This is a genomic window from Ruegeria sp. PrR005, assembly GCF_010500245.1.
In the GTDB taxonomy this organism is placed as follows: Bacteria; Pseudomonadota; Alphaproteobacteria; order Rhodobacterales; family Rhodobacteraceae; genus Ruegeria_B; species Ruegeria_B marisflavi.
Genome location: NZ_JAAGOX010000053.1, coordinates 140216 through 165283, shown reverse-complemented (window position 1 = coordinate 165283; position 25068 = coordinate 140216). Strand labels below are relative to the sequence as shown.

The 25068-nt window shown below is 63.7% G+C and carries 26 protein-coding genes; 20 read left to right on the top strand and 6 right to left on the bottom strand.

Annotated elements, in window-relative coordinates:
- Positions 1 to 187 precede the first annotated feature (187 nt).
- The gene (fabB, locus tag G0P99_RS19545) at positions 188 to 1417 is read left to right on the top strand and encodes a beta-ketoacyl-ACP synthase I (protein WP_164132156.1); all 1230 of its coding nucleotides are present in this window, start codon (positions 188 to 190) and stop codon (positions 1415 to 1417) included.
- A 6-nt stretch (positions 1418 to 1423) separates the two neighbouring features.
- On the top strand, positions 1424 to 2215 hold the full coding sequence (locus tag G0P99_RS19540) for an enoyl-ACP reductase (RefSeq protein ID WP_164132155.1): 792 nt from the start codon (positions 1424 to 1426) through the stop codon (positions 2213 to 2215).
- Between the two features lie 66 nt (positions 2216 to 2281).
- Here the strand turns inward: G0P99_RS19540 and G0P99_RS19535 are convergent, their stop codons facing one another.
- Positions 2282 to 2710 carry a peptidylprolyl isomerase gene (locus G0P99_RS19535; RefSeq protein WP_164132154.1) on the bottom strand — a complete coding sequence of 143 codons (429 nt, stop codon included), beginning with the start codon at positions 2708 to 2710 and terminating at the stop codon, positions 2282 to 2284.
- Between the two features lie 125 nt (positions 2711 to 2835).
- Between G0P99_RS19535 and G0P99_RS19530 the strand changes: the two genes are divergently transcribed.
- From G0P99_RS19530 to G0P99_RS19495, 8 genes are all read left to right on the top strand, one after another.
- Entirely contained in the window at positions 2836 to 3522 is a 687-nt protein-coding gene (locus G0P99_RS19530) for a haloacid dehalogenase type II (RefSeq protein ID WP_164132153.1), read from the top strand.
- Positions 3522 to 4349, top strand: a complete 828-nt coding sequence (locus G0P99_RS19525) for an alpha/beta fold hydrolase (RefSeq protein ID WP_164132152.1) — start codon at positions 3522 to 3524, stop codon at positions 4347 to 4349. The genes G0P99_RS19530 and G0P99_RS19525 overlap by 1 nt, the downstream gene beginning before the upstream one ends.
- A complete protein-coding gene (locus G0P99_RS19520) occupies positions 4346 to 5320 on the top strand; it encodes a threonine/serine dehydratase (RefSeq protein WP_164132151.1) in 975 nt (324 codons plus the stop codon). Before G0P99_RS19525 ends, G0P99_RS19520 begins: the two co-directional genes overlap by 4 nt.
- 102 nt (positions 5321 to 5422) lie before the next feature.
- Positions 5423 to 6211, top strand: a complete 789-nt coding sequence (gene pcaD, locus G0P99_RS19515) for a 3-oxoadipate enol-lactonase (protein ID WP_164132150.1) — start codon at positions 5423 to 5425, stop codon at positions 6209 to 6211.
- Between the two features lie 15 nt (positions 6212 to 6226).
- Positions 6227 to 6940 (top strand): alpha/beta fold hydrolase, encoded by a 714-nt coding sequence (locus tag G0P99_RS19510; RefSeq protein ID WP_164132149.1) that lies wholly within the window; start codon positions 6227 to 6229, stop codon positions 6938 to 6940.
- Positions 6940 to 8277 (top strand): adenylosuccinate lyase family protein, encoded by a 1338-nt coding sequence (locus G0P99_RS19505; RefSeq protein WP_164132148.1) that lies wholly within the window; start codon positions 6940 to 6942, stop codon positions 8275 to 8277. Before G0P99_RS19510 ends, G0P99_RS19505 begins: the two co-directional genes overlap by 1 nt.
- A gap of 60 nt (positions 8278 to 8337) precedes the next feature.
- Entirely contained in the window at positions 8338 to 9537 is a 1200-nt protein-coding gene (locus G0P99_RS19500; protein ID WP_164132147.1) for a TCR/Tet family MFS transporter, read from the top strand.
- An 86-nt stretch (positions 9538 to 9623) separates the two neighbouring features.
- Complete coding sequence (locus G0P99_RS19495) at positions 9624 to 10715, top strand: Zn-dependent alcohol dehydrogenase (RefSeq protein ID WP_164132146.1); 1092 nt, start codon at positions 9624 to 9626, stop codon at positions 10713 to 10715.
- 6 nt (positions 10716 to 10721) lie between these two features.
- Here the strand turns inward: G0P99_RS19495 and G0P99_RS19490 are convergent, their stop codons facing one another.
- On the bottom strand, positions 10722 to 12167 hold the full coding sequence (locus G0P99_RS19490) for a M20 family peptidase (RefSeq protein WP_164132145.1): 1446 nt from the start codon (positions 12165 to 12167) through the stop codon (positions 10722 to 10724).
- 190 nt (positions 12168 to 12357) lie between these two features.
- Here G0P99_RS19490 and G0P99_RS19485 point away from each other — a divergent pair, with 190 nt between their 5' ends.
- The gene (locus G0P99_RS19485) at positions 12358 to 13590 is read left to right on the top strand and encodes a mandelate racemase/muconate lactonizing enzyme family protein (protein ID WP_164132144.1); all 1233 of its coding nucleotides are present in this window, start codon (positions 12358 to 12360) and stop codon (positions 13588 to 13590) included.
- Positions 13591 to 13692: 102 nt separating this feature from the next.
- Positions 13693 to 13977, top strand: a complete 285-nt coding sequence (locus G0P99_RS19480) for a helix-turn-helix transcriptional regulator (RefSeq protein WP_164132270.1) — start codon at positions 13693 to 13695, stop codon at positions 13975 to 13977.
- Between the two features lie 18 nt (positions 13978 to 13995).
- Here G0P99_RS19480 and G0P99_RS19475 read toward each other — a convergent pair whose 3' ends face one another.
- Positions 13996 to 14991, bottom strand: a complete 996-nt coding sequence (locus G0P99_RS19475; protein ID WP_164132143.1) for an AraC family transcriptional regulator — start codon at positions 14989 to 14991, stop codon at positions 13996 to 13998.
- 97 nt (positions 14992 to 15088) lie between these two features.
- Between G0P99_RS19475 and G0P99_RS19470 the strand changes: the two genes are divergently transcribed.
- Both G0P99_RS19470 and G0P99_RS19465 read left to right on the top strand, forming a co-directional pair.
- Positions 15089 to 16297: an acetyl-CoA C-acetyltransferase gene (locus tag G0P99_RS19470; protein WP_164132142.1), complete on the top strand. Its 1209-nt coding sequence runs from the start codon at positions 15089 to 15091 to the stop codon at positions 16295 to 16297.
- Between the two features lie 12 nt (positions 16298 to 16309).
- Positions 16310 to 18454, top strand: a complete 2145-nt coding sequence (locus G0P99_RS19465) for a 3-hydroxyacyl-CoA dehydrogenase NAD-binding domain-containing protein (RefSeq protein ID WP_164132141.1) — start codon at positions 16310 to 16312, stop codon at positions 18452 to 18454.
- A gap of 27 nt (positions 18455 to 18481) precedes the next feature.
- Here G0P99_RS19465 and G0P99_RS19460 read toward each other — a convergent pair whose 3' ends face one another.
- Entirely contained in the window at positions 18482 to 19048 is a 567-nt protein-coding gene (locus G0P99_RS19460; protein WP_164132140.1) for a TetR/AcrR family transcriptional regulator, read from the bottom strand.
- 303 nt (positions 19049 to 19351) lie between these two features.
- On the opposite strand from G0P99_RS19460, the gene G0P99_RS19455 reads away from it, so the two are divergent.
- The 4 genes from G0P99_RS19455 to G0P99_RS19440 are packed head-to-tail and all read left to right on the top strand — an operon-like array spanning position 19352 to position 21578.
- Positions 19352 to 19816 (top strand): nuclear transport factor 2 family protein, encoded by a 465-nt coding sequence (locus G0P99_RS19455; protein WP_164132139.1) that lies wholly within the window; start codon positions 19352 to 19354, stop codon positions 19814 to 19816.
- A 14-nt stretch (positions 19817 to 19830) separates the two neighbouring features.
- Entirely contained in the window at positions 19831 to 20451 is a 621-nt protein-coding gene (locus G0P99_RS19450) for a pyridoxamine 5'-phosphate oxidase family protein (protein ID WP_164132138.1), read from the top strand.
- Positions 20452 to 20505: 54 nt separating this feature from the next.
- Positions 20506 to 20697 carry a hypothetical protein gene (locus G0P99_RS19445; RefSeq protein ID WP_164132137.1) on the top strand — a complete coding sequence of 64 codons (192 nt, stop codon included), beginning with the start codon at positions 20506 to 20508 and terminating at the stop codon, positions 20695 to 20697.
- A gap of 47 nt (positions 20698 to 20744) precedes the next feature.
- Positions 20745 to 21578 carry a PhzF family phenazine biosynthesis protein gene (locus G0P99_RS19440; RefSeq protein WP_164132136.1) on the top strand — a complete coding sequence of 278 codons (834 nt, stop codon included), beginning with the start codon at positions 20745 to 20747 and terminating at the stop codon, positions 21576 to 21578.
- A gap of 6 nt (positions 21579 to 21584) precedes the next feature.
- Here the strand turns inward: G0P99_RS19440 and G0P99_RS19435 are convergent, their stop codons facing one another.
- Positions 21585 to 22457, bottom strand: a complete 873-nt coding sequence (locus tag G0P99_RS19435; RefSeq protein WP_164132135.1) for a LysR family transcriptional regulator — start codon at positions 22455 to 22457, stop codon at positions 21585 to 21587.
- A gap of 153 nt (positions 22458 to 22610) precedes the next feature.
- On the opposite strand from G0P99_RS19435, the gene G0P99_RS19430 reads away from it, so the two are divergent.
- Both G0P99_RS19430 and G0P99_RS19425 read left to right on the top strand, forming a co-directional pair.
- Positions 22611 to 23033, top strand: coding sequence for a GFA family protein (locus tag G0P99_RS19430; protein WP_164132134.1), 423 nt, complete (start codon positions 22611 to 22613; stop codon positions 23031 to 23033).
- Positions 23034 to 23064: 31 nt separating this feature from the next.
- Positions 23065 to 23259 (top strand): DUF1059 domain-containing protein, encoded by a 195-nt coding sequence (locus G0P99_RS19425; RefSeq protein ID WP_164132133.1) that lies wholly within the window; start codon positions 23065 to 23067, stop codon positions 23257 to 23259.
- A 69-nt stretch (positions 23260 to 23328) separates the two neighbouring features.
- Here the strand turns inward: G0P99_RS19425 and G0P99_RS19420 are convergent, their stop codons facing one another.
- A complete protein-coding gene (locus tag G0P99_RS19420) occupies positions 23329 to 25020 on the bottom strand; it encodes a thiamine pyrophosphate-binding protein (RefSeq protein WP_164132132.1) in 1692 nt (563 codons plus the stop codon).
- Positions 25021 to 25068 lie beyond the last annotated feature (48 nt).

The window sequence follows — 25068 nt, the reverse complement described above, 5'->3', positions numbered from 1 at the left end:
TTCGGTTTCGTCGCCCGGGTACCCTATGAAGCCGGGCAGGTTCAGGCTGCCACAGCCCGGCGGCAATCTCAATGTTCGGGAAACCCGAATCCATGGCACGCACCCGTGCCCGGGCGTGTCCGCCTATTGGCTTGCCCAGCCCACCCCGCTACCCTACACAGGCACAACGCAACAAAGGAGTTCGTTCATGCGCCGTGTGGTTGTGACCGGTTTGGGGATAGTCTCTTCGATCGGTGTAAATGCCGAGGAAGTCACCGCCTCTCTCAGGGCTGGGCGCTCGGGTATCGAGGCTTGCCCCGAAATGGCGGAACACGGGTTTCGCAGCCAGATCGCCGGAACTCTGAAGATCGACGTCAAGGAACATGTGGACAAGCGCACCTTGCGGTTCATGGGGCCGGGCGCGGCCTATGCCCATATCGCCATGAGCCAGGCGATTGCCGATTCCGGCCTGACCGAGGATGATATCGTGAACCCGCGCACGGGCCTGGTCGCAGGTTCGGGCGGGCCGTCGACCAGCGCCATGCTGGCGGCGCATCAGGCGGTGTTGAGCAGCGGTGCGACCAAGCGGATCGGGCCCTTTGCGGTGCCCAAGTGCATGTGCTCGACGATTTCGGCCAACCTCGCCACCGCGTTCCGGATCAAGGGCCTGAACTATTCCATCACCTCGGCCTGCTCGACCTCGCTGCATTGCATCGGCAATGCCGCCGAACAGATCATGATGGGCAAGCAGGATGTGATGTTCGCCGGGGGCGGCGAGGAGCTGGACTGGACGCTTTCCTGCCTGTTCGACGCGATGGGCGCGATGTCGTCGAAATACAACGACACGCCCGAGAAAGCCTCGCGCGCGTTCGACCAGGATCGCGACGGGTTCGTGATCTCGGGCGGCGGCGGCATCGTGGTGCTGGAAGAGCTGGAACACGCCCTGGCGCGTGGCGCCAAGATCTATGCCGAAGTGACCGGCTATGCCGCGACCTCGGACGGGCACGACATGGTGGCGCCTTCGGGTGAAGGCGGCGAACGGGCGATGCGGCTGGCGGTGTCCACCCTGCCCGAGGATCGCAAAATCAGCTATATCAACGCGCATGGCACCTCGACCCCGGTCGGTGACCTGGGTGAGGTCGAGGCGGTGCGCCGTGTCTTTGGCGAGGGCCGCGTGCCGCCGATCAGTTCGACCAAGTCGATGACGGGTCACGCACAGGGGGCGGCGGGCGCGCTCGAGGCGATTTTCTGTCTCTTGATGCTGGAACACGATTTCATCACGCCCTCGATCAATGTCGAAACGCTGGCCGAGGGCATTCGCCCCGGCGAGGTTGCGACCAAATACGTGGAAAATGCCGGATTGGATTCGGTCATGACCAACAGTTTCGGCTTTGGCGGCACCAACGGTTCGATGGTGCTGAGCAAGTTCAGGGGGTAAGGACGCATGTCGGACATACTAAAGGGCAAACGCGGCCTTATCATGGGCGTGGCCAACGATCATTCGATTGCCTGGGGCATTGCGCGGGCAATGCACCATGCGGGGGCCGAACTGGCCTTTACCTATCAGGGTGAGGCATTCGGCAAACGGCTGGAGCCGCTGGCGGCAAGCATCGGCAGCGATTTCATGGTCGATGCCGATGTTACCAACGACGAGTCGCTTGACCGCGCCTTTGCCGAACTGTCGGCGCGCTGGCCGACGATCGACTTTGTCGTGCATGCGATCGCCTATTCGGACAAGTCGGAACTGACGGGGCGGTTCCTGAACACCACCCGGGCGAATTTCAAACATTCGATGGACGTGTCGGCCTACAGTTTCATCGAGGTGGCGCGCCGCGCCTATCCCTTGATGCAGGAAAACGGCGGCTCGCTGCTGACCCTGACCTATCAGGGGTCGAACCGGGTTGTGCCGAACTACAACGTAATGGGCGTGGCCAAGGCGGCGCTGGAATCGGCGACACGCTATCTGGCCAACGACCTGGGTCCGGACGGCATCCGCGTGAACGCGATCTCGCCCGGCCCGATGAAGACGCTTGCCGGCGCCGCCATCGGCGGGGCGCGCAAGACCTTCAAGTTCTGCGACCAGAACGCACCGCTCCGGTCGAACGCAACGCTGGAGGCAGTGGGCGGAACCGCGGTCTACCTGGCATCCGACGCGGGCGCCTGCACCACGGGCGAGATCATCCGGGTCGATGGCGGGTTCCATGTTCTGGGCATGCCGCAGCCCGAATCCATGTAGCGCCACAGAGCCGCGTAACAGCCAGAGATGAACAAGGCCCTGCTCTATCCGAGCAGGGCCTTTTGCTTAGTTGATCGACACGATCTCGATGTCGAAGATCAGGTCCTGACCGGCCAGCGGATGGTTGGCATCAAGCGTCACGGTGGCCTCGGTCACCTCGACCACGGTGACCGGGATGATCCGGCCATCGGGGGCCTGCATCTGCAACTGGGTTCCCAGATCCACCGGGATGTCGTCTGGGATACCTTCGCGCGGGATCGCCTGGCGCGCTTCGGGATTGAGTGGGCCATAGGCGTCGACACAGGCGATTTCCACCCGCTTCTTTTCGCCCACCGCCATACCGGGCAACGCCTGATCGAGACCGGGAATGATCTGGCCAGACCCCACCTCGAACTGCAACGGGTCGCGCCCTTCGGAACTGTCGAAGGTGTTCCCGTCGAGCAGGGTTCCGGTGTAGTGGATGCGTACCGTGTCGCCTTGTTTGATCTGGGTCATGCCGTCCTTGCCTTGTATTCGCTGAAAGAACGGCCAGCCTAAGGTTTGTCACACCAATGTAAACCCCGGCCCCTTTTACCCGGTTTCAACCTGTGCAAATCTTCGCCGCAATCAGGAGGAGCCACATGCCGATCACAACCTGCGTCTTCGACGCCTATGGCACGCTGTTCGACGTGGCGGCTGCCGCCCGTCAGGCCGCGTCTGAACCCGCCTATGCCGCGATGAAGGATTGCTGGCCGCAACTGGCGTCGCATTGGCGGCTGAAACAGCTGCAATACAGCTGGCTGCGCGCGATCACCGGGGCGCATACGAGTTTCTGGGAGGTGACCCAGAACGGGCTCGACTGGGCACTGGATGCGGTCGACCTGGCCGGTGACCCGGCCCTTCGCCAGCGGCTCTTGGATCTTTACTGGGAGCTTCAGGCCTATCCCGAGGTGCCGGATATGCTCAAGGCGCTGAAGGCGGCGGGCAAGCAGACCGCGATCCTGTCGAACGGATCGCCCGACATGCTGGACGGCGCCGTGCAATCGGCGGGGTTGGGCGCGGTGCTGGATGATGTCCTGTCGGTGGAAAGCGTGGGCATCTTCAAGCCCGACAGGCGGGTCTATGACCTCGTTGGACAACGCTTCGGCTGCGCCCCGGACGAGGTGCTCTTTGTCTCGTCCAACGGCTGGGATGCCGCCGCCGCCGCTGGCTACGGCTTTCGCACCGCCTGGGTGAACCGCGCGGGCGAACCGGTGGACCGCCTGCCCTGGTTCCCGGACACGATCCTGTCGGACCTGACCGGCATACCTGCCCTGGCGGAGGTGTGATGCCGGAGTTCAAGACCAGCGACGGGTTGCGGCTCCACTTCGAGGACGAAGGCAGCGGCGCGCCCCTCTTGTGCCTGGCCGGTCTGACCCGGTGCAGCCGCGATTTCGAATTCCTGCGCCCGCATGTGCGCGACCTGCGCCTGATCCGGCTGGATTACCGGGGGCGGGGTCGCTCGGATCATGACCCCGACTACATGAACTACAATATCCTGCGCGAAGGGCACGACGCGCTTGAACTACTGGATCATCTGGGGCTGGAAAAGGTCACGGTACTAGGCACCTCGCGCGGCGGGATGATTGCCATGACCCTGGCAGCCAGCCACCCCGAACGTCTGTCCGGCGTCATCCTCAACGATGTGGGTCCGGTGATCGAACCGGCCGGAATTGCCCGGATCATGGAGTATGTGGGCCGCAAGCCGGTCTCGAAAACCCATGAACAGGCGGCGCAGGTCCTGAAGGACGCGATGGAGGCACAGTTTCCCGGCGTTCCGCTGGAGATCTGGCGCAAGCAGGCCGAAATCCAGTACGAGGCGACCGAAGGCGGCCTGGCGCTGCGCTATGACGACCGCCTGCACAAGGCGCTGCTGGAACAGGCGGCGGCAGGGGCGATCCCGGATCTGTGGATGTTCTTCGAGGCGCTGCGCGGGATTCCGACCGGCGTGGTGCGCGGGGCCAATTCCGACATTCTGGGCGCCGGGACACTGGCCGAGATGCACCGCCGTCACCCGGGGCTGATCTCGGCAGAGGTGCCCGACCGGGGACACGTACCCTTTCTGAACGAACCGCAATCGCTTGACATCATCCGCCGCATTCTGGAGGCCGCATGAGTTCCATTGAGATGATCGAGGCCGCCGCCAGGCGGCTTGCCGGCCATGCCCGCCGCACACCGCTGCTCAGTTCGCCCTTTCTGGACGAGATCGCCGGGCGGCGCCTGCTGGTCAAGCCCGAGTGCCTGCAACATACCGGCAGCTTCAAGTTTCGCGGTGCCTGGTCGGCGATTTCGGCACTCGACCCCGAGATCCGCGCCCGGGGAGTCATCGCCTTTTCCTCGGGCAATCACGCGCAGGGTGTGGCCCATGCCGCCACGCTGCATGGCATATCCTCGGTCATCGTGATGCCATCGGACGCGCCAAAGCTGAAGATCGAGAACACCCGCGCATTGGGGGCCGAGGTCGTGCTGTACGACCGGGGCCGCGAAAGCCGCGAAGAGATCGGGGCGAACCTGGCAAGCGAACGCGGCCTGACCCTGATCAAACCCTATGACGAGCCGCAGGTCATCGCGGGTCAAGGAACCGTCGGCCTGGAAATTGCGCAGCAGGCGGCCGAAATAGGCATCAAACGCGTCGAGGTTCTGGTCTGCTGTGGCGGCGGTGGTCTGACTTCGGGGGTTGCTCTGGCATTGCATCATCATGCCCCCGATATGCGCGTCAGACCGGCCGAGCCCGAAGGGTTTGACGACACCCGGCGTTCGCTGGCCAGCGGAACGATCAGCCGCAACGCCAGCGAGACCGGCAATATCTGCGACGCCATCCTGACCCCGCAACCGGGGCAGATCACCTTTCCGATCCTGCAACGTCTCTGCGGACCGGGACTGGCGGTGAGCGAGGACGAGGCGCTGCATGCGATGGCACTGGCATTCCTGCGGCTGAAGATCGTTCTGGAACCCGGCGGCGCGGTTGCGCTGGCCTCGGCCCTGTTCCGCGGCAGCGCATTGCAGGGAGATACGGTTATCGCGGTCGCATCCGGCGGCAATGTCGATGCCGGCGTGTTCCGGCAGGCCCTGGACCGCTACGCATGATCCATAGGCTTTCGGCGAATTGACGCCATGCGGCGTCAATTCAACTTTACCTGACCCAAGGGCAATTTGTAGGCTAAGTACCAAGAAACGGGGAGACGAGCCATGCGATTTGCCGATCTGGGTGACATACGGCTGCATTACAGAATCGACGGCGATCCAGACGGCGCGCCGGTGGTGTTTGCCAATTCACTTGGCACCGATTTGCGGCTCTGGGACCCGATCCTGCCCTATCTGCCCCCCGGTCTGAAACTGATCCGCTACGACAAGCGCGGTCACGGGCTGAGCGACGCGCCCGCCGCGCCCTATACGATGGGGGCGCTGGTGCGCGACGTCGAGCGGCTGCTTGACATGCTCGAAGTGCGCGATGCCCTGTTCGTGGGCCTGTCCATCGGCGGCATGATCGGTCAGGGGCTGGCGGTCAAGCGGCTCGATCAGGTCCGCGCCCTGGTCCTGTCGAATACCGGCGCCAAGATCGGCACCAAGGAGATGTGGGACCAGCGGATCGCTGCGGTGCAGTCGGGTGGCATCGAATCGCTGGCCGACGCGGTGATGGAGCGCTGGTTCTCGCGCGCGTTCCGCGCCACGCCCGAACTGGGCCTGTGGCGCAACATGCTGGTGCGGCAACCGGCGCAGGGCTATGCCGGGTGCAGCGCGGCGATTTCCGGTACCGATTTCTATACGCCCACCAGCGGGTTGCGCCTGCCCTGCCTGGGTATCGCCGGGGATGAGGATGGCGCGACACCGCCAGATCTGGTGCGCGAAACCGTGGACCTGATCCCGGGGTCGAAGTTCCACCTGATCCGCAAGGCGGGCCACCTGCCCTGTGTGGAACAGCCCGAAAACTATGCCGCGCGGCTGGTGCAGTTCCTGCGCGACACGGGTCATATCTGAGTAGGAGAAGCATACATGGCCGATTTCCTGTTGGTGCATGGATCCTGCCACGGAGCGTGGTGCTGGCGCGACCTGATCCCCGCCTTGCAAGAACGCGGCCATACCGCACGCGCGATCAACATGCCCAGCCACGGGTCCGACGTAACACCAATCGCCGAGGTCACGTTGGAGAGCTGCCGCGACGCGGTGCTGGACGCCAGCACCCCCGATACCTTGATCGTGGGGCACAGCTGGGGCGGCTACCCGATCAGCGCGGCGGCGGAACATGACCCGCAGGCGATGCGCGGGCTGGTTTACTTGTGTGCCTATGTCCCGATCTCGGGCCTGTCGATGGTCGAGATGCGCAAGCGGGCCAAGCGGCAGCCGTTGTTGCAGGCGGTGATGAAATCCGACGATGGCCAGTCCTTTACCATCGACCCCGAGCAGGTACCGGCGTTGTTCTACCACGACTGCCCGCCCGAGCGGGTGCTCTACGCGCAACCACGCCTCTGCCCGCAGGCGATCAAACCGCAAAGCACACCGCTCACCGTGACCGATCGTTATTACGGGGTGCCCAAGGCCTATATCCGCTGCGCCGACGACCGGACCATTCCCCCCGAATACCAAGAGGAGATGACCACGGACTGGCCATTGGACAGGGTTCATGTCATGAACAGCTCTCACTCGCCGTTCTTTGCCGACCCGCAAGGTCTGGCGCGTCTGCTGACCCGGATCGAAGGACAGTTCTGATGGCCGCATCGGTCTTTGACAGCGCGCATCTAGCACGCCTATTTCCGACCGCCGAGGTCGGGCGCCTGTTCACCGACGGGGCGGAACTGCGCGCCATGCTGCTGACCGAAGGGATGCTGGCCAAAGCGCAGGGCGAGTTAGGCGTGATCCCCAAGGACAGCGCAGGCGCGATTCAGCGCGCGGCGATGGAAATCCACCTCGACCCCGGCGCGCTGGCCCAGGCGACGGGTGCCAACGGCGTTTCGGTCCCGGCGCTGGTGGCGGCCTTTCGAACCGAGATGCAAGCCCCCGAACATGCGCAATATGTGCATTGGGGCGCGACCTCGCAGGATATCCTCGACACCGGCCTGATGCTGAGGCTGCGTCAGGCGGTGTCAGTTGTCGAACGTGATCTGGTCCAGATCCTGACCGCACTGGCCGGACTGGCGGAGACACATGCTGATTTGCCCATGGCCGCGCGCACCTATGGTCAGCATGCGACGCCGACCAGTTTCGGCGCGTTGGTCGCCGCCTGGGGCGAGCCGTTGATCAACCTGTTGGGTGAACTGCCCGAGTTGCGTCGGGCCTGCCTTGTGGTCTCTTTGTCCGGGGCGGCGGGCACCTCTTCGGCACTTGGCCCCAAGGCCGCCAAAGCAAGGGCGGCGCTGGCCAGGCTGCTCAATCTCGGCGATCCCGGCCGCAGTTGGCACACCGACCGTACCCCGGTCCTGCGACTGGCAGACTGGTTCACCCGCGTCGGGCTGGCGCTTGGCAAGATGGGCGAGGATCTGACCGAACTGACCCAGACCGGGATCGGAGAGATTTCGCTTGGCTTGGGCGGGTCGTCGTCCACCATGCCGCAGAAACAGAACCCCGTCGGCCCCGCCGTGATGGTGGCTCTGGCCCGGCAGGGTGCCGGGCTGCTGGCGGTTCTGCACGGGGCGGCAATGCACAGACACCAGCGCGACGGGGCGGCCTGGTTCACCGAATGGATGTGTCTGCCGCAGATCGTACTGGGCGCTGCGGCGGCGGCACAGACGGCTGTGGGGCTGAGCGAAGGGCTGAAGCCTGACGCAAAGGCGATGGCCGATGCCCTGACCGGGGGCCTCGACCTGATCCATGCCGAGGCGCTGAGCTTTGCGCTGGCCGGGCTGATGCCACGCCCCGAGGCGCAGGCGAGAACCAAGGCCCTGTGCAAGGAGGCCGCCGACACGGGCACACCGCTGAAGCAGATGATTGCCCGGGACTGGCCGCAGCTGGATGCCGCCGCCCTGACCGACCCCGCACAGCAGATGGGCCGCGCGGCGGACGAGGCCCGCGCCTTTGCCGCGCGTGTCCGGGATCTGACCCTGGAATAGAGGGTTTGCAACCGCCGGGCGCCCGGCTAGTGTCCGGGAAACTAAACCAGACGGTTCAGAATGCGGCTGCCTTTCCTCTTCATCCTGATCACGGTGATGATCGACGCGATGGGTATTGGCCTGATCATGCCGATCATGCCCGACCTGATCGTCGAGGTGCAGGGCGGTACGCTGGCCGATGCCGCGTTCTGGGGCGGTATCCTCAGCACGGCTTTCGCGGCAATGCAGTTCCTCTTTGCGCCGGCGGTCGGTAGTCTCAGCGATGCGGTGGGACGGCGACCGGTGCTGCTGGTTTCACTCTTCGTCATGGCGCTCGACTATGTGGTGATGGCGCTGGCCGGGACGATCTGGCTCTTGCTGCTGGGGCGGCTGGCGGGGGGCATCACTGCCGCCACACATTCCACTGCCGCAGCTTACATGGCCGACGTATCCTCTGCGGAGCAGAAGGCCGCCCGGTTCGGTCTGCTGGGCGCGGCCTTTGGCCTGGGCTTTGTTCTCGGGCCGCTGGTCGGCGGGTTGCTGGGTGAGTTCGGCACGCGTGCCCCGTTCTGGGCGGCGGCAGTGCTGGCCGGGCTGAACTTCATCCTTGGCCTGTTTGTGATGAACGAGACGGTGACTGACGCCAACCGGCGGCCTTTCAACTGGTCCAACGCCAATCCGCTGGGTGCGTTCCGGATGCTGGGCAAGGTGCCCGGTCTCAAGGGGCTTTTGTGGGCCTATTTCCTCTATTCCGTGGCGATCTACGTCTATCCTGCGATCTGGTCCTATTTCTCGCAGGAACGGTTCGGCTGGTCGCCACGCATGATCGGCCTGTCGCTGGCGATCTTTGGGTTCCTGATGGCCGTCGTGCAAGGCGTTCTGTTGCCGCGCGTCACCCGCCGCATCGGCGAGCGGCGCACGGTGATATGGGGCCAGGTGTTCGACTTTGCCGGGTTCGGCGCGCTGGCCTTCATCACCAGCGGCACGCTGGCGCTGATCCTGATCCCGATTACCGCGATGGGTGCAATCGTGCCGCCCGCCTTGCAGGCGATCATGTCGCGCAGCGTGGCCGATGACCAGCAGGGCGCGTTGCAGGGCGTGATGACGGCGGTACATGCCCTGTCGATGATCGTCTCGCCCTTGTTGATGGCCAGCGTATTCGCCCGGTTTACCGGGCCGGATGCACCGATCTATCTGCCCGGCGCGCCGTTTCTGGTTGCGCTTCTCCTGATGGCGGGCGGGCTGGTGATCTTTCTGCGCACCAGAACTGCCGCCGCGTAACACAAACGTATCTGCCGGTTTCCGCCTTGCGGCATGGACCCCAAGCGTTCACCCTGTCGGCAAGACAATTCGGGGAGAAGACAGGTATGCAGACCATCCGTGCCGCCGTATGCCACGCGTTCAAGGAACCTTTGGTGATCGAGGACATCCTGCTGGCCCCGCCCGGCACCGGCGAGGTCGAGGTGACGCTGGACGCGGTCGCGATCTGCCATTCCGATATTTCCTATGCCGAGGGCGCGTGGGGCGGGCATCTGCCCGCGGTCTATGGGCACGAGGCAGCCGGAACCATCAGCGCGGTCGGCACCGGCGTGCAGGGGTTCGAGATCGGCGATCCGGTGGTGGTGACCCTGATCCGGTCCTGCGGCACCTGCCCCAACTGTGCCGGTGGCAAGCCCACGATCTGCGAAAGCCCCTATGACGGGGTCAAGGGGCCACTCAGAACCACCGACGACAAGCCGCTGCTCCAGGCGATGGCTTGCGGGGCCTTTGCCGAAAAGGTGGTGGTCAGCCAACGCCAGATCGTCAGGATCCCCGCCGACATGGGCCGGGACGTGGCCTGTCTGCTCTCCTGCGGAGTGATCACCGGGGTTGGTGCGGCGGTCAATGCCGCGCAGCTGCGCGCCGGGCAGGATGTGGTGGTGATCGGCGCCGGGGGAGTCGGCCTAAACGCGATTCAAGGTGCCCGCATCGCGGGTGCACGCCGCATCGTCGCTGTAGACATGACCGAGGAAAAGCTGGAGATCGCCCGCGCGTTCGGCGCCACCCATGGCGTTCTGGCGACCGGTCAGAAACCCTGGCGCGCGGCCTACAAGGCGCTTGGCGGGCGCGGTGCGGACGCGGTGCTGGTCACGGTCGGCGCCGTGCGTGCCTATGACGAGGCGCCCAAGTACCTGGGCTGGGGCGGCCGGGTGGTGATGATCGGCATGCCCCATTCGGGCGGCATGGCGCAATACGAGCCGATGGGGGCCTCTTTCCAGGGCCATGGCTTCATCGGGTCCAAGATGGGCGATGTGGTGATCCAGCGCGATATCCCGTGGATGATCGACCTCTACCAGCAAGGCCGCCTGAAACTGGACGAGCTGATCTCGGGCCGCTGGACGCTGGAGCAGATCAACGAGGCGATTGCCGACACCAAGACCGGCTCGGCAAAGCGCAACGTGATCCTGTTCAACCGCTGAGGGGCGTTATTGCCTGCCGATCAGCGCGGCATAGAAATTGATGCCGCGTTCGATGTTGGCAATCGACAGGCGCTCATCGATCCCGTGGAACCGGGCCAGGTCATCGCCTTCGATCTGGAACGGGTTGATGCGATAGGCGGCATCTGCGGCCTTGGCATAGTGGCGCGCATCGGTTGCCGCGATGGTCAGACCCGGCACCGATGCAATCGGGCCGAACACCTCTCGAATCGATGCTTCGACATCCTTGAACCCGGGGCCTTGCGAATCCGACACCGGCGAGGCGGGCGAGGCCAGGTCACGATCGGCAACAATCTCGATCCCTTCGTCGTCTATCGCGGCTTTAACATGCGCCAATACATCGTCGATACTGTCACGCGGATGCAGGCGGAAATTGATCGTCGCCACCGCCCGCGTCGGCAGCACGTTTTCCTTGGGCGAGCCTTCGAGCATCGTCGGCGCGGTGGTGGTGCGCAGCATGGCATCGGTCGAGGGCGAACCTGACAGGATGCCTTCGAGCACCGGACCGAACAGCCAGCGATTGGCAAAGATGGCGCGTTTGTCGAGGGTAAAATGGCGCCCAAGCGCATCGAAGAACTCGGCCGAAACCCCGCTCAGCCCGCCGGGCATCGGGGCCTCTTGCAAGCGCGCCACGGCGCGGGCCAACTGCCCGACAGCGGTCTGACGTGGCGGCATCGAGGAATGACCGCCTTCTGCATGGGCGACAAGCTGGATGGTCAAATATCCCTTTTCCGCCAGATTGATACTAGCCACCGGCACGTCGAGGCCGGGGATGATCTTGTCCAGCACGAACGACCCCTCGTCCAGCACCCAAGCCAGTTGCACCCCCTGCCCGCGCAGGTGATCGGCCACCGCGATGGCCCCCAGACCGCCGGTTTCCTCATCCCCGCCAAAGCTGAAATAGATCGTGCGTTCCGGCGTGAACCCGTCGTTGATCAGCTTCTCGGCGGCAGTCAACGCGGCGATCAACGCCCCCTTGTTATCCAGTGTCCCGCGCCCCCAGACGAAACCATCGGCCACCACACCGGCAAAGGGGGGATGGTCCCATTCGCCCAATGTGTCTTCGGTTACCGGCACCACGTCATAGTGCGCCGCGAGCATCACCGGCGGCAGGTCCGGGTTCGTGCCCTGCCACTTGTACAGCGGTGTCACAGGCTCAAGCAGGGTGCGCTCCATCACCCGGTGCACGGCGGGGAACCTTTCCTGGAGAAACGCCAGGAAGCCCGGGAAATCCGGATGCGACATATCCGTGGACACGGTGCGGAACCGGACGGCCTCGGCCAGATCCTGCGCCGCCTGACCGACATCGGCACCAACGGAGAACGGCTCGGACGCTGCAACCTGCGCGGGCCGGTATTGAACCGTCTTGACGGCGATCACCGCTACAAGGATCACCAGCAGCAGCGCCAGCCCGGCCAGAATGCGTTTGATCATGACATGCGTCTCCCCGTGTCGCCGTTGGTTGATGGGCGCCGCGCCAGACTGCCCAAAGCCTTACGGCAAGTCACCCCAGACGTGGCGTTAGCGATTTGCACCAAAAGTGCATTGGCGACACCGCTTGCCGCATTCGGTATTGCGAAACGGCCAAGCCACCTGCACCCTCGCCCGCAAAAGGGAGACACATATGCGTCTGCAAGACCTCGACATCATTGTCACAGCGCCCCCGGCACCGGGTTGGGGCGGGCGCTATTGGATCCTCGTCAAGGTGACCACCGATACCGGCATCACCGGCTGGGGCGAGTGTTATGCCTCGTCCGTTGGGCCGCAGGCGATGACCCATGTCATCCGCGACGTGTTCGACCGGCACATGGCGGGCGAGAACCCCGAGAATATCGAACTGATGTTCCGCCGCGCCTATTCCAGCGGCTTTACCCAGCGGCCCGACCTGACCGTGATGGGCGCCTTCTCGGGGCTGGAAATTGCCTGTTGGGACATCCTGGGCAAGGATCGCGACCGGCCGGTTCATGCCCTCATCGGCGGGCGGATGAACGAGCGCATCCGCGCCTATACCTATCTCTACCCGTTGCCGCATCACGAGCAGGGCCCGTTCTGGACCTCGCCCGATCAGGCCGCCGAATGCGCCGCCGAAATGGTACGCCGGGGCTATACGGCGGTCAAATTCGACCCGGCCGGACCCTATACCATCCGGGGCGGGCATATGCCCGCGATGACCGACATTGCCCTGTCGGTGGCCTTTTGCAAGGCAATCCGCGAAGCGGTGGGCGACAAGGCGGACTTGCTCTTTGGCACGCACGGCCAGTTCAACACTGCGGGCGCAATCCGGCTGGGACAGGCGCTGGAGCCCTACTCGCCGCTCTGGTTCGAGGAACCGACCCCGCCCGACAATATCGAGGATATGGCCCGCGTCGCCCGCAACGTGCGCATCCCGGTGGCCACCGGCGAGCGCATGACCACCAAGGCCGAGTTTGGCGCTGTGCTGCGCGCGGGCGCGGCCGAGATTCTGCAACCGGCGCTGGGGCGCGCGGGCGGTATCTGGGAGATGAAGAAGGTCGCTGCCATCGCCGAGCTGTTCAACGCGCAGATGGCGCCGCACCTCTATGCGGGGCCGATCGAATGGGCGGCCAACATCCAGCTTGCGGCGTCAATCCCGAACATCCTGCTGCTTGAAAGCATCGAAACCCCGTTCCACGATGCGCTGATCAAGGGCTCGATCCGGGTCGATAACGGATTTGTGATTCCGTCAGATGCCCCCGGCCTGGGGATCGAGGTCGACGAGGAACTTGCGCGTGCACACCCGTTTACCGGCCGTGACCTGCATCTGAACATGCAGGAAGCCCCCTGCGACTATCTGAACGGAAACGCGTTCCAGGGGGGTGCCCCCGCAATGGAGGGGTGACAGCCTGCCGGTCCTTGATGCATATTATCGCCGTTATACAACAGGACCATTGGCGTGACGCTCAGTACCCCGCAACTCATCAAACCCGCGATACCACAAGACATGGAAAGCCGCGCGGCACATGCCGCCGCCTTTCTCAAGACACTCGCCCACGAAGGGCGATTAATGATCTTGTGTCACCTTGGGGCGGGCGAAAAATCCGTGGGCCAACTGGAAAACCTGCTGGACATCCGGCAGGCGGCCGTCAGCCAGATGCTGGCCCGGCTGCGCGAAGAGGGGCTGGTTTCTACCCGCCGCGAAGGCAAGACCGTTTTCTACTCGTTGTCGGACACCAATACCGAACAGCTGATCGGCCTGCTCTATTCGCTGTTCTGCGGCACCGAGTAAGGCCGGGCAACCGCCGGATCAGAACTCAGAAACCCGGTAGGCGCGAGGTGTCAGCCCGGTCCAGCTGCGAAAGGCGCGGATAAAGGCGCTGGCCTCGCTGAACCCGGTGCGTTCGGCGATCTCTTCGACCGCGGCGTCGGTTGTTGTCAGCAGCCTGACGGCCATGTCGCGCCGGACCTGCTTGCGGATGTCGGAGTAATCGACCCCGTCGCGTTTCAGACGGCGGCGCAGTGTATGCGGCGCGATACCCAGCGTGGCCGCGATCAGCGCCATATCCGGCAAGGTCCCATCGGCGCTCAGCAGGGTCTCGACTGCAACAGCGACCTCCAGCGGCAGACCAGCGGTGCCATCTTGCGGCAGGAACGCATCAAGCGGCGTGCGCCGGGCATAGGCGGCGGCCTGCTCCTCGGTCCGCAGGACCGGCAGACGGCACAGCGAAAGCGGGATCGCGATGCCGCTGCCTGTCTGCCCAAACTGCATCGGCGCCCGATGGAACATGGCGCGATATGCCGACGCATGACCCGGTGCGGGATAGTCGAACCACGCGCCATTGATCGCGCCACGATTGCCCACCATCCAGGCCAGCATCCGGCTGACCAAGACCAGCACCATCTCGACCGCCGCGTTATTGAGTACCTCGCGCCCCGGAATGCGCGTCATCTCGAACAGCAGGTTGGCACCGTTCTCCCGCAGCGAATAGCGAAAGGAGTTATCCATCAGGTCCATGAAAGTAGCCGCACGGGCATAGGCCTCACCCAGCGTGTCGGCATGGCTGACATGGGCGGCCATGATCGCATGTGTCCCCACCCGCTGCGGGCGCTGCTGCAATCCGGCCAGTTCGTCATCCAGTGTCAGTGTCACCGCGCGCACCAGACGCACGAAATCGGGCGCCTCCAGCGCACCGACAACACCCGGCAGCCCCGCACGCGCCAGAATACCCGCCGGATCGGCACCGCGCGCCACCGCGCCTTCGAGGATGTTGGCGACAATCGCCGCCGGGATCGTGACCGCCATACCTGTCACTTAATGTCTATTTTTCTGCACGGCCAGATCATTGTGTTCCGCCCACCCCCACCCCTAGGCTGTCGCCAAACCTTCAGGAGGAATGGTCATGGCAACATCCGCCTATATCTATGACGCCCTGCGCACGCCCCGCTCGCGCGGCAAGTCCAGCGGCGCGCTTTACGAAGTGAAGCCGATCCAGCTGGCCGCCGGTCTCTTGCGCGAAATGCAGGCCCGTCACGACATGGACACCGCGCGCGTGGGCGACGTGATCCTGGGCTGCACCGCGCCGGTGGGCGATCAAGGCGCCTGCGTCGCCAAGGCCGCCGTACAGGCCGCCCATTGGGACGAGGCGGTGCCGGGGGTCCAGCTTGACCGCTTCTGCGCCTCGGGGCTTGAGGCGGTGAACATGGCCGCCGCCAAGGTCGGATCCGATCAGGAGGAGCTGGTGGTTGCGGGCGGCATCGAATCGATGAGCCGCATCCCCATGCTCAGCCAGGGCGGCGCGATGTTCACCGACCCCGATTTCGTGATCGATCAGAACTCGGCCCCGCAAGGCATCGGCGCAGACCTGATCGCAACCATCGACGGTTACAGCCGCGAGGATGTGGACGCGTTCGCGATGGAAAGCCAGCGCCGCGCCGCGCATGCGCGCGACAGCGGCTGGTTCGACCGCTCTGTGGTGCCGGTGAAGGATGAGAACGGCCTGACCATCCTGGAGCGGGACGATTTCATCAAGCCCGATACAGACATGCAAAAACTGGGCGCGCTAAACCCCTCTTTCGCCGGGATGGGCGCCTTTGGCTATGATGACATGGCGCTGGCCAAGTATCCCCAGGTGGCCCGCATCAACCATGTGCATACGCCCGGCAACAGCTCGGGCATTGTCGACGGGTCCTCCGCCGTGCTGATCGGCTCGGAAAGGGCAGGCCGAGATCTGGGGCTGGAACCGCGCGCGCGCATCGTCTCGGCCACCGTCATCGCCACCGATCCGGTGATCATGCTGGCAGGTCCCGGCCCTGCGGCCAAGAAATGCCTCGCCAAAGCGGGGTTGAAGGTCTCGGACATCGACATCTGGGAAATCAACGAGGCCTTTGCCTCGGTCGCGCTGCGCTACATGAAGGATCTGGATATCGACCACGAGATCACCAATGTGAACGGCGGCGCCATCGCCATGGGCCACCCGCTGGGCGCCACCGGGGGCATGCTGGTTTCGACCGTGCTGGATGAGTTGGAGCGCCGGGGCGCCAAACGGGCGATGATCTCGCTCTGTGTCGGTGGCGGCATGGGCATCTCGACCCTGATCGAACGTCTGTAAGGGAGCGGCAGAATGGGTGACTTTCACTACACAAAGGATGCCGATGGCATCGTCACCGTGACCATGGACATGGACGGGCCGGTCAACGCGATGAATGCCGAGTTCTGGCCGCTCTTTGCCGCGACCATGGACCGGCTTGAGGCGGAACCGGAGCTGAAAGGCGTGATCTGGACCTCGGCCAAGGACACTTTCTTTGCCGGGGGCGATTTGAAGATGCTGAAAAGCATCGAGCCCGACGGGGTCGAGGCGCTGTTTCAATCGGTCGAGGCGACCAAGGCCGTGATGCGCCGGATGGAGAAGCAGCCGGTGCCCCATGTCGCCGCGATCAACGGCGCGGCTCTGGGTGGCGGGTTCGAGATCTGTCTGGCCTGCAATCATCGTATCGCCGCCGACAATCCGAAAACCAAGATCGGCCTGCCCGAGGTCACGCTGGGCCTGTTGCCCGGCGGCGGCGGCGTCGTGCGCCTGACCTGGATGCTGGGTCTGGAAGGCGCGATGCCATTCCTGCTCGAAGGGCGGCAGGTGTCGCCCGACAAGGCGCTGAAGGCCGGGCTGATCCACGAGGTGGTGCCTGCTGATCAACTCCTGACCCGCGCCAAGGAATTTATCCTGTCGGTGCAGGGGGATGCGGCGGCGGTGACCCAGCCCTGGGATACCAAGGGCTACAAGATCCCCGGCGGACCATCGTCCGCGCCGCATAACATGACCCGCATCGCGGGTGCCGCCGCGATGCTCTACAAAAAGACGCGCGGGCTGATGCCTGCGCCCGCGCGTATCCTCGACATCATGACCGAGGCAGCGGGCAAGGTCGATTTCGACACTGCGACCCGGTATGAAAGCCGCCGTTTCGTGTCGCTGACCCCGCTTGCCAGCACCAAGAACATGATCGAGACGCTGTTTTTTGGCATGAACAAGGTCAATGGCGGCGCCAGCCGGCCGAAAGGCGTTCCGCCCTCCAAGGTGCAGCGCCTTGGCATCCTGGGCGCCGGCATGATGGGACAGGGCATCGCCTTTTCCGCGGCCACGGCAGGGCTGCCCGTGGTGCTCAAGGACCAGACGATGGAAGCTGCCGAGCGCGGCAAGGCCTATACCGCCACTCTCTTGGACAAGCGGATGAAACAGGGCCGGATGAGCGCCGGGGAGCGCGAGGCGGTGCTGGCCTTGATCACCCCGACCAACAAGGCCGACGACCTGAAAGGCTGCGACCTGATCATCGAGGCTGTGTTCGAAAAGATCGACATCAAGGATGCGGTGCTGGCCGAGCATGAGACGCTGTTGGCCGAAAATGGCATCTGGGGGTCCAACACCTCGACCCTGCCGATCACCCGGCTGGCCACGGGCGCCGCGCGGCCCGAGAATTTCGTCGGCCTGCATTTCTTTTCACCCGTCGACAAGATGCCGCTATTGGAGATCATCGCGGGCGAGAAGACCTCGGACGAGACGCTGGCGCGCGCCTTCGACTTTGCCCGCCAGATCCGCAAGACCCCGATCATCGTGGGTGACAGCACCGGCTTTTACACCTCGCGCACCATCGGAACCAAGATCATCGAGGCGGTGGAACTGGTGGCCGAGGGGCATGACCCGGTGCGCGTCGACAACCTGTCGCGCCTCACCGGCATGCCCACCGGCATGCTGTCGCTGCTCGACGAGGTGCAGATCAAGCTGGTGACCGACATCTACAACACCCAGGTGGAAATGGGCCTTTTGGACCCTGACAAGGAACAGAATCCCGCCGCCCGCGCCATGCTGGCCGAAATGATCAGCCAGCACGGCCGCCATGGCCGCGCCACGGGCAAGGGGTTCTACGACTATGACAATCAGGGCAAGACGATCTGGCCGGGGCTGACCGCCTGGCGTAAGGAGGGGGCAGATATCCCTGATGCGGATATCAAGGACCGCATCCTGTTCCGCGCCGTTCTGGAAAGCCTGCGCTGTCTGGAGGAAGGCGTGCTGCGCACGGTCGAGGATGGCAATATCGGCTCGATCCTGGGGATCGGCGCGCCGATTCATACCGGCGGGTACATCCAGTACGTCAACACCTATGGCCCGGCCCGGTTCCTGGCCCGGTGCGAGGAACTGGCGGGCAAATACGGAGACCGGTTCGCGCCGCCCGAGATCCTGAGGAAACACGTGGCCGAGGGCCGCGCCCTGGCCTGACCCCTTGGGCGCGGGGGCACCCGCGCCCTACCCTTTCAACGCCTCATCCAGCAAGATGCGCGCCGTCTCCTTGGCGTCGCAAGCGGGCTGCGCTGTGCCCAAGAGCGAGGAGGTGACGATCGCCCCCTCCTTCAGCAACAGGATCCGGCATCCCAATAACTCGGGGTCGCGGGCGCCGGCCTGCCGGGCCAGATTGGTGAAGTAATCCAGCAGGACCTGTTTGTGATGCGCGGCCTCCTGCCGGATCGGATCATCCTTGCAATTGAATTCGGCGCCCGCGTTGATGAACATGCAGCCCCGATAGCTGTCTTCCTCGAACCATTCACCAAGCGCGTCGAAACTCGCCAGGATCTTGTCGGCAGGCGTATCGGCCAGTTCGTCCACCCGCCTTTCGAACCACTCGCGAAAGCTCTCGTCGCGCAGTTTCAGCACCGCGACGATCAACTCCTCCTTGGTGCGAAAATGCTTGTACATCGAGGTCTTCGACACCCCGGTCTCGGCCACCAGCTTGTCCATACCAGTGGCATGAAACCCATCACGGTAGAACACCGTCAGGGCCTTTCGCACCAGTTCGTCTTTCTTGTTGGGCCGCATGATTCGTCCTTGGGTTACTGATCGGTACATAAACACGAAGGTCGCGATGTGCAAATCACCACCGGTAACCATTTGTCACGAAATGAAGTTTTTCCGCCACGTCCCCTGCCGCAAAGAAATCTGAACAAAAGGACTTGCAAAAGTTTACCGACCAGTACACTTTGAGGATCAGTTAACAGATCGGTACACCCAAGGATCTTCGCCATGCGACGCCGCTATGCCCTTTTCCCGCCAAGACATGTTCCCCTGCTTCTGACGCTGGCAATTCTGGCCGCTTCCATCGCCTGACACGGGATACCCCCAATGACACGCCCCCCACTGCCCCCCTTCACCGCCGAAACCGCCGCTGAAAAAGTGCGCCTGGCCGAAAACGGCTGGAACAGCCGCAGCGCCGATGTGGTGACGCCCGCCTATTCCGGCGACAGCCGCTGGCGCAACCGCGCCGAATTCGTCACCGGTCACGACGACATCCATGCCTTTCTGACCCGCAAATGGGACAAGGAGCTGGATTATCGCCTGATCAAGGAGCTGTGGGCCTGGTCCGGCAACCGCATCGCGGTGCGCTATGCCTACGAATGGCACGACGACAGCGGCAACTGGTTCCGCTCCTACGGAAACGAGAACTGGGAGTTCGACGATGATGGCCGCATGTCTGCCCGCCACACTTCGCTGAACGACCTGCCCATCACCGAGGATGAGCGCCTGTTTCACTGGCCCCTCGGGCCCCGCCCCAAAGGCCATCCCGGCCTGACCGAGCTTGGCCTCTGAACGGAGATACCACCATGCCCCGCGCTTTTTCCCAGTTGACCTTCACCCCTACCGTCCTCGCCCATCAACAGCGGATGGGTTCCGCCCGCAGCTATGCCAAGTTCATCGAGGGCGGTCCGCAGCAGGGGCATGAGATCGGGCCTGCCGAACAGGCATTCATCGAGGCGCGGGACGGGTTCTATCAGGCCACCGTGTCCGAGACCGGCTGGCCCTACGTTCAGTATCGCGGTGGGCCTGCCGGGTTCCTGCGGGTGCTGGGGCCACGCACCATCGGCTATGCCGATCTGTCGGGCAACCGCCAGTATATCTCGCGCGGCAATCTGGACGGCAATGACCGGGTAGCGCTGATCCTGATGGACTACGCCAACCAGCGGCGGCTGAAGATCCTCGGCCGGATGACATTCACCGAAGGCGCCGAGGCCGCCGCCAGTTTGCTGCCCGAGAGGCAGAACCACCCGGCCGAACGTGCCGCCATCATCGCGGTCGAGGGGCTGGACTGGAACTGTCCCCAGCACATCACACCCCGCTATACCGAGACCGAACTGGCCCCGCATTTGAACGCTCTTGGCGCCGAACTGGCGCAACTCAGAGCCGAGAATGCCCGGCTAAAAGAACAACTCTCCCGGTCTTTGTAGACCGGTCACATTACCCGCAAGACCTTCCCCCTTCATTCAATGGAGTAAACTGACATGTTCCGCGTCCTGATCCAGACCGTCACCTTCATCGCCGCAAGTTCCACTTTCTCTGCGGGAGTGATGACAGCCGCCTTTTACATTGTACCCAGCAGCATTCGGGCCGAAGCGCCGCACATGCCGAACAGTTCCCTCCTGACCGATACGCCAATGGTTGCTGTCAGTGTGAAAAACGATCTGGCACCTTGACGGCACCAAGCCCATGTTGGGGCGACACTCCCACAAGAGGACTTGACATGACTGCACATGTGGACCGGATCGCCGCCTTTTCCGATGGCGCCCAGGGCGGCAACCCCGCCGGCGTGGTCATCGCCGATCAGATGCCCGCCGCAGACGAGATGCAGCGCATCGCGGCCGAGGTCGGCTATTCCGAAACCGCCTTTGCCGCGCCACAGGGCGATGGCTGGCGGGTGCGTTACTTCGCGCCGGTGGGCGAGGTCGCCTTTTGCGGCCATGCCACCATTGCCTTGGGGGCAACGCTCGCCGGGCGGTTCGGCGACGGCACCTATGCCCTGCAGCTCAACGATGCGGGCATCTCGGTCGAAGGGCTGCGCCATGGCGACCGGGTGTTGGCGGCACTGATCTCGCCCCCCACCCGCAGCGGCGCGGTGGATGCCGAGGTGCTGGAGGCCGCTTTGGCTCTCTTTGGTCTCGACGAAAGCGATCTGGACTCCACCCTGCCCGCTGCCGTCGCCAATGCGGGCAACGACCACCTTTTACTCACGCTGCGCGACCGGTCCCGGCTGGCAGCGATGGACTACGATCTGAACCGGGGCGCCGCCTATATGCGGCTGAACGGGTTCACCACCATCAATCTGCTCTGGGTCGAGACCCCGCAGCGGTTTCACAGCCGCAACGCCTTTGCCATCGGCGGTGTGTTGGAGGATCCGGCAACCGGTGCCGCCGCCGCCGCACTGGCGGGGTATTTGCGCGAACTCGGCTGGCCGCATGGCGGTATGATCGACATCGTGCAGGGCGAGGATATGGGCGCCCGCTCGCTGCTCAGGGTTGAGATCGGCGACACCCCCGGCCAAGGCGTCCGCGTTTCGGGCAGCGCCCGCAGAATCTGACATCGATCAGGCCGTCACCACTTCGGCCTGCGATTTCAGCCAATTCACGAAGGTCTTGACCGCTGGACGCAGGACGCCTGGCCGCGTTTCGATGTAGTAGACACCGAACAGTTTCTCTGAAAACAGCTCGACTATACGTCCAGCCTCGATATCCTTTTGAAAGAACGCTCGACTGGTAAAGGTGATGCCATCCCCTCGCCTTACCGCGCTCATGATTAGGTTGCCCGGCATCTGGTGGACCACAAGCGAACGATCAGGAACCACACCATGATAGGTCAGCCACTCGGCAGCCTCGTTGGTTCCCAGTTCTTGTAGCCAAGGCAGGTCCATCAGGTCGGCGGCGTGTGACAGTTTTCTTCCCGCAACCAATTCGGGTGCGCCTATCAGAACCATGTCAGACAGCAACAACGGCTCGATATCGCCGACGGGGCGACGCTTGTCCCGGTACCTGATCGCAACATCAACGCCACCGGGCTTGAGTTCGACAAGATCAGCGGTCGGGTTCAGCATCAACGTGATGTCGGGGTTGGCCTGTTGAAACGCGGCCATGCGCGGCAACAGCCATTCAACCGCAAAAGCAGGAGACATGGTGATTTGGACTGGCCGGTTGGACAATCCGTCGGTCAGACGCTCGACACCACGCCCGATGGTGGCAAACCCGATTTCCAGATCCCGGGCCAGCGCCGCGCCTTCCTCTGTCAGTTCGATCCCGCGACCGACCCTGTTGACCAGCGGTGTTCCCAACCGGTCCTCAAGCAGCCGTACCTGCTGGCTGACAGCGGCATGAGTGACATTCAGCCGCTCGGCGGCAAGCGTGAAACTACCCGCCGCAGCCACTGCCGAAAAGGCACGCAATCCGTTCAGAGAGGGAAGCTTCATCCAATCCATTTGTAAGTTTTTCTAATATACTGCCAAATTAATTATGTTGCACGAACCATAATTTCACTCAAGATCTATAAAATCCAAAGATGGTTTCATCGACAAATAGTGAAAGACAAACTTGCCTACCGTGCCCGGCAAAGGAGGCTTCAGATGATCGTCAGTTCAACCTGTCACGAAGGCGGATGTTACTGCGGCGCCATAAGATACCGGATCGACCGAACCCCCGAGCATTCGGCACATTGCCACTGCCGGTCGTGTCAAATGGCCCTAGGCGGCGCCTTTGCGACATGGGCCAAGGTTCCCATCACCGAGTTCTCGGTCACCAAAGGCCAGATCAAGCAATGCGAAAAAACCCCGGGCGTCAGGCGTGGCTTCTGCGGCGATTGCGGCACCACCCTGACCTATGCCGCCGACACCGAGGTAGAGGGCCAGAACTGGTCGCAAGACGCCTGGTTTGCTGCGGTGACACTGGACGATCCATCAATAGTAGCGCCGCAAAACCATGTGTTTGTCTCGCACAAGCAACCATGGATCACCCTGCCCGCCGACGCGCCGGCTTTCGAGGAATTCTGACATTTCCCAAAACCTGCGAAAGGAGCACGCGATGTCAACGTCATTTTCTTACGCCTGCAAGGACTATCCCGGTATGGAATCCTGCCCCGGCAAGGTGGTTGCTCAAACCGAAGACGAGGTCTGGAAACTCATGGAGCTTCACGCGGTAATCGCTCATGGCGAGGATCCGTCCTCTTGGACCGACGAGGATCGCGCAGATTTGGCCAAGCTGATAAAGCCAGAGTAAGGATCACAGCTTTCCACGCTCTGCATTTGCGGCACGAAAGCTGCCCGGAGCACCTTTCGGAAAAAACACTTAACCCATCCAGCGGCGGACGGGAGCGTTGCTTTCCTCCAGCGGCTGGGTGATCACGTCGACCAGAGTGGGCCCGTCATGGGCAATCGCCTCGGCCAGCACACGCTCCAGATCGGTCGGGTCCTCGACCCGCCAAGATTTCACCCCATAGGCCGCCGCGATGGCCGCGTTGTCGGTGCGGTTGAAGTCGACGTTGTAGTAGCGCGCGTCCTTGTCGGCATATTGGCTGGCCTTGATCCAGCCAAAGGTCGCGTTAGAGAATACCACATAGGTGATCGGCGCCCGCGACCGGCAGACTGTCTCCAGCTCGCCCACCGTGAACCCGAACGATCCATCGCCCATCAGCGCCACGGTCTTGGATGCGGGCCGCCCGTACCAGGCGCCCAGGGCGGCCGACAGCGAATACCCCAGCGCCCCATGCGCGCGGTTGGTGATGAAATGCCGCCCTGGGCGCGGCAGCTGGTAATAGGCCGAGAAATAGGGGCAACTGGTGCCGGGATCGGACACCACGGTCGCATCCTCGGGCAGCGTGTTCATCAGCGCGCGGATCACCCGCTCGGGCCGGATCGGCGCCTGATCCGAGCGGGCCAGCACCTCGAACGCCTCGAATTTTCGCCGTTTCCTGTCTGCAATCGCCGCCGCGCCGCCAAAGGTTTCGGCCCCCTGTGCCCGCGTATCCAGCACCGCGTTCACCTCGGCCAGCGCCAGCCGCAGATCGCCCACCACCGCGACCTCGGTCCGGTAATTGGCGTTCATCACCATCGGGTCATTGTCGAAATGCACGATCCGGGTGCCGGGTTTCGGTGCCTCCCACCGCGCCGTTGTGGTCGACCCCGCCCGGCAGCCCATGAACACCACCAGATCGGCAGCCTCCATCATCTCCCATGTCTCGTCGGTGCCCCCGTTCGAGCCCACGACGCCCAGGCAGTTGGGATGGGTCTCGGCCAGCGATCCCTGCCCCGAGATCGAGGTGGCCACCGGAATGTCGAGCCGGGTAGCAAGCCGGTCCAGCTCCTCCCACGCCTGCGCGATCACCACGCCACCACCGCAGACGATGAGCGGTTTCTTCGCCGACAGGATCGCCTCCACCGCTGCCTCGGCCGCGCCGGGCGCGGGGGGCTGAGGATAGGCGGGATAGCTGGCGGTCGCCGGATCGGCCCAGATGTCGGCGACATCGACCGGGTCGTATTGCACGTCATAGGGCAGGCCGATATGCGCCGCCCCAGACCGCCCCGTTGTCATAGCGCGAAACGCCGCCCGCACCATGCGCGGGATGTGGTCAGCCCGGCTGATCACCGTGTTCCACTTGGTCAGGGGCGCCATCAGCGCCTTTTGGTCCACCTCGGTCAGAGGATATTTGCCGTAAGAGGCGACCGAGATATCGGTGGTGATCCCTAGCACCGCATAAGAGCTTTCCGACGCCTCGATCAATCCGGGCAGGATATAGGTGGCGCCGCCGCCCGACGGCCCCTCGGCTACGCCGACGCGCCCCGTCACGCGGGAATAGCCGTCGGCCATATAGGTGGCACAGCGCTCGTCGCGGGTCAGCACATGGGTGATCTTGTGTTCCAGCCGCAGCATCGCGTCATAAAATGGCAACGTCGTATCGCCGCAGAGACCAAAGATATGCCGAACGCCCTGCGCCTCCAGCATCCGCACCATTGCTTCGGCGCCGTTCATTTGATTGCTCATCCGATTCCCTCACACAGCCCTGCGCTCATCTCTGTATACAGTTTTGCA

Bases quoted from the DNA above. Each gene is read 5' to 3' on its own strand.
- fabB (WP_164132156.1), top strand. From the start codon at position 188: ATGCGCCGTGTGGTTGTGACCGGTTTGGGGATAGTCTCTTCGATCGGT.
- G0P99_RS19540 (WP_164132155.1), top strand. From the start codon at position 1,424: ATGTCGGACATACTAAAGGGCAAACGCGGCCTTATCATGGGCGTGGCC.
- G0P99_RS19535 (WP_164132154.1), bottom strand. From the start codon at position 2,710: ATGACCCAGATCAAACAAGGCGACACGGTACGCATCCACTACACCGGA.
- G0P99_RS19530 (WP_164132153.1), top strand. From the start codon at position 2,836: ATGCCGATCACAACCTGCGTCTTCGACGCCTATGGCACGCTGTTCGAC.
- G0P99_RS19525 (WP_164132152.1), top strand. From the start codon at position 3,522: ATGCCGGAGTTCAAGACCAGCGACGGGTTGCGGCTCCACTTCGAGGAC.
- G0P99_RS19520 (WP_164132151.1), top strand. From the start codon at position 4,346: ATGAGTTCCATTGAGATGATCGAGGCCGCCGCCAGGCGGCTTGCCGGC.
- pcaD (WP_164132150.1), top strand. From the start codon at position 5,423: ATGCGATTTGCCGATCTGGGTGACATACGGCTGCATTACAGAATCGAC.
- G0P99_RS19510 (WP_164132149.1), top strand. From the start codon at position 6,227: ATGGCCGATTTCCTGTTGGTGCATGGATCCTGCCACGGAGCGTGGTGC.
- G0P99_RS19505 (WP_164132148.1), top strand. From the start codon at position 6,940: ATGGCCGCATCGGTCTTTGACAGCGCGCATCTAGCACGCCTATTTCCG.
- G0P99_RS19500 (WP_164132147.1), top strand. From the start codon at position 8,338: ATGCGGCTGCCTTTCCTCTTCATCCTGATCACGGTGATGATCGACGCG.
- G0P99_RS19495 (WP_164132146.1), top strand. From the start codon at position 9,624: ATGCAGACCATCCGTGCCGCCGTATGCCACGCGTTCAAGGAACCTTTG.
- G0P99_RS19490 (WP_164132145.1), bottom strand. From the start codon at position 12,167: ATGATCAAACGCATTCTGGCCGGGCTGGCGCTGCTGCTGGTGATCCTT.
- G0P99_RS19485 (WP_164132144.1), top strand. From the start codon at position 12,358: ATGCGTCTGCAAGACCTCGACATCATTGTCACAGCGCCCCCGGCACCG.
- G0P99_RS19480 (WP_164132270.1), top strand. From the start codon at position 13,693: ATGGAAAGCCGCGCGGCACATGCCGCCGCCTTTCTCAAGACACTCGCC.
- G0P99_RS19475 (WP_164132143.1), bottom strand. From the start codon at position 14,991: ATGGCGGTCACGATCCCGGCGGCGATTGTCGCCAACATCCTCGAAGGC.
- G0P99_RS19470 (WP_164132142.1), top strand. From the start codon at position 15,089: ATGGCAACATCCGCCTATATCTATGACGCCCTGCGCACGCCCCGCTCG.
- G0P99_RS19465 (WP_164132141.1), top strand. From the start codon at position 16,310: ATGGGTGACTTTCACTACACAAAGGATGCCGATGGCATCGTCACCGTG.
- G0P99_RS19460 (WP_164132140.1), bottom strand. From the start codon at position 19,048: ATGCGGCCCAACAAGAAAGACGAACTGGTGCGAAAGGCCCTGACGGTG.
- G0P99_RS19455 (WP_164132139.1), top strand. From the start codon at position 19,352: ATGACACGCCCCCCACTGCCCCCCTTCACCGCCGAAACCGCCGCTGAA.
- G0P99_RS19450 (WP_164132138.1), top strand. From the start codon at position 19,831: ATGCCCCGCGCTTTTTCCCAGTTGACCTTCACCCCTACCGTCCTCGCC.
- G0P99_RS19445 (WP_164132137.1), top strand. From the start codon at position 20,506: ATGTTCCGCGTCCTGATCCAGACCGTCACCTTCATCGCCGCAAGTTCC.
- G0P99_RS19440 (WP_164132136.1), top strand. From the start codon at position 20,745: ATGACTGCACATGTGGACCGGATCGCCGCCTTTTCCGATGGCGCCCAG.
- G0P99_RS19435 (WP_164132135.1), bottom strand. From the start codon at position 22,457: ATGAAGCTTCCCTCTCTGAACGGATTGCGTGCCTTTTCGGCAGTGGCT.
- G0P99_RS19430 (WP_164132134.1), top strand. From the start codon at position 22,611: ATGATCGTCAGTTCAACCTGTCACGAAGGCGGATGTTACTGCGGCGCC.
- G0P99_RS19425 (WP_164132133.1), top strand. From the start codon at position 23,065: ATGTCAACGTCATTTTCTTACGCCTGCAAGGACTATCCCGGTATGGAA.
- G0P99_RS19420 (WP_164132132.1), bottom strand. From the start codon at position 25,020: ATGAGCAATCAAATGAACGGCGCCGAAGCAATGGTGCGGATGCTGGAG.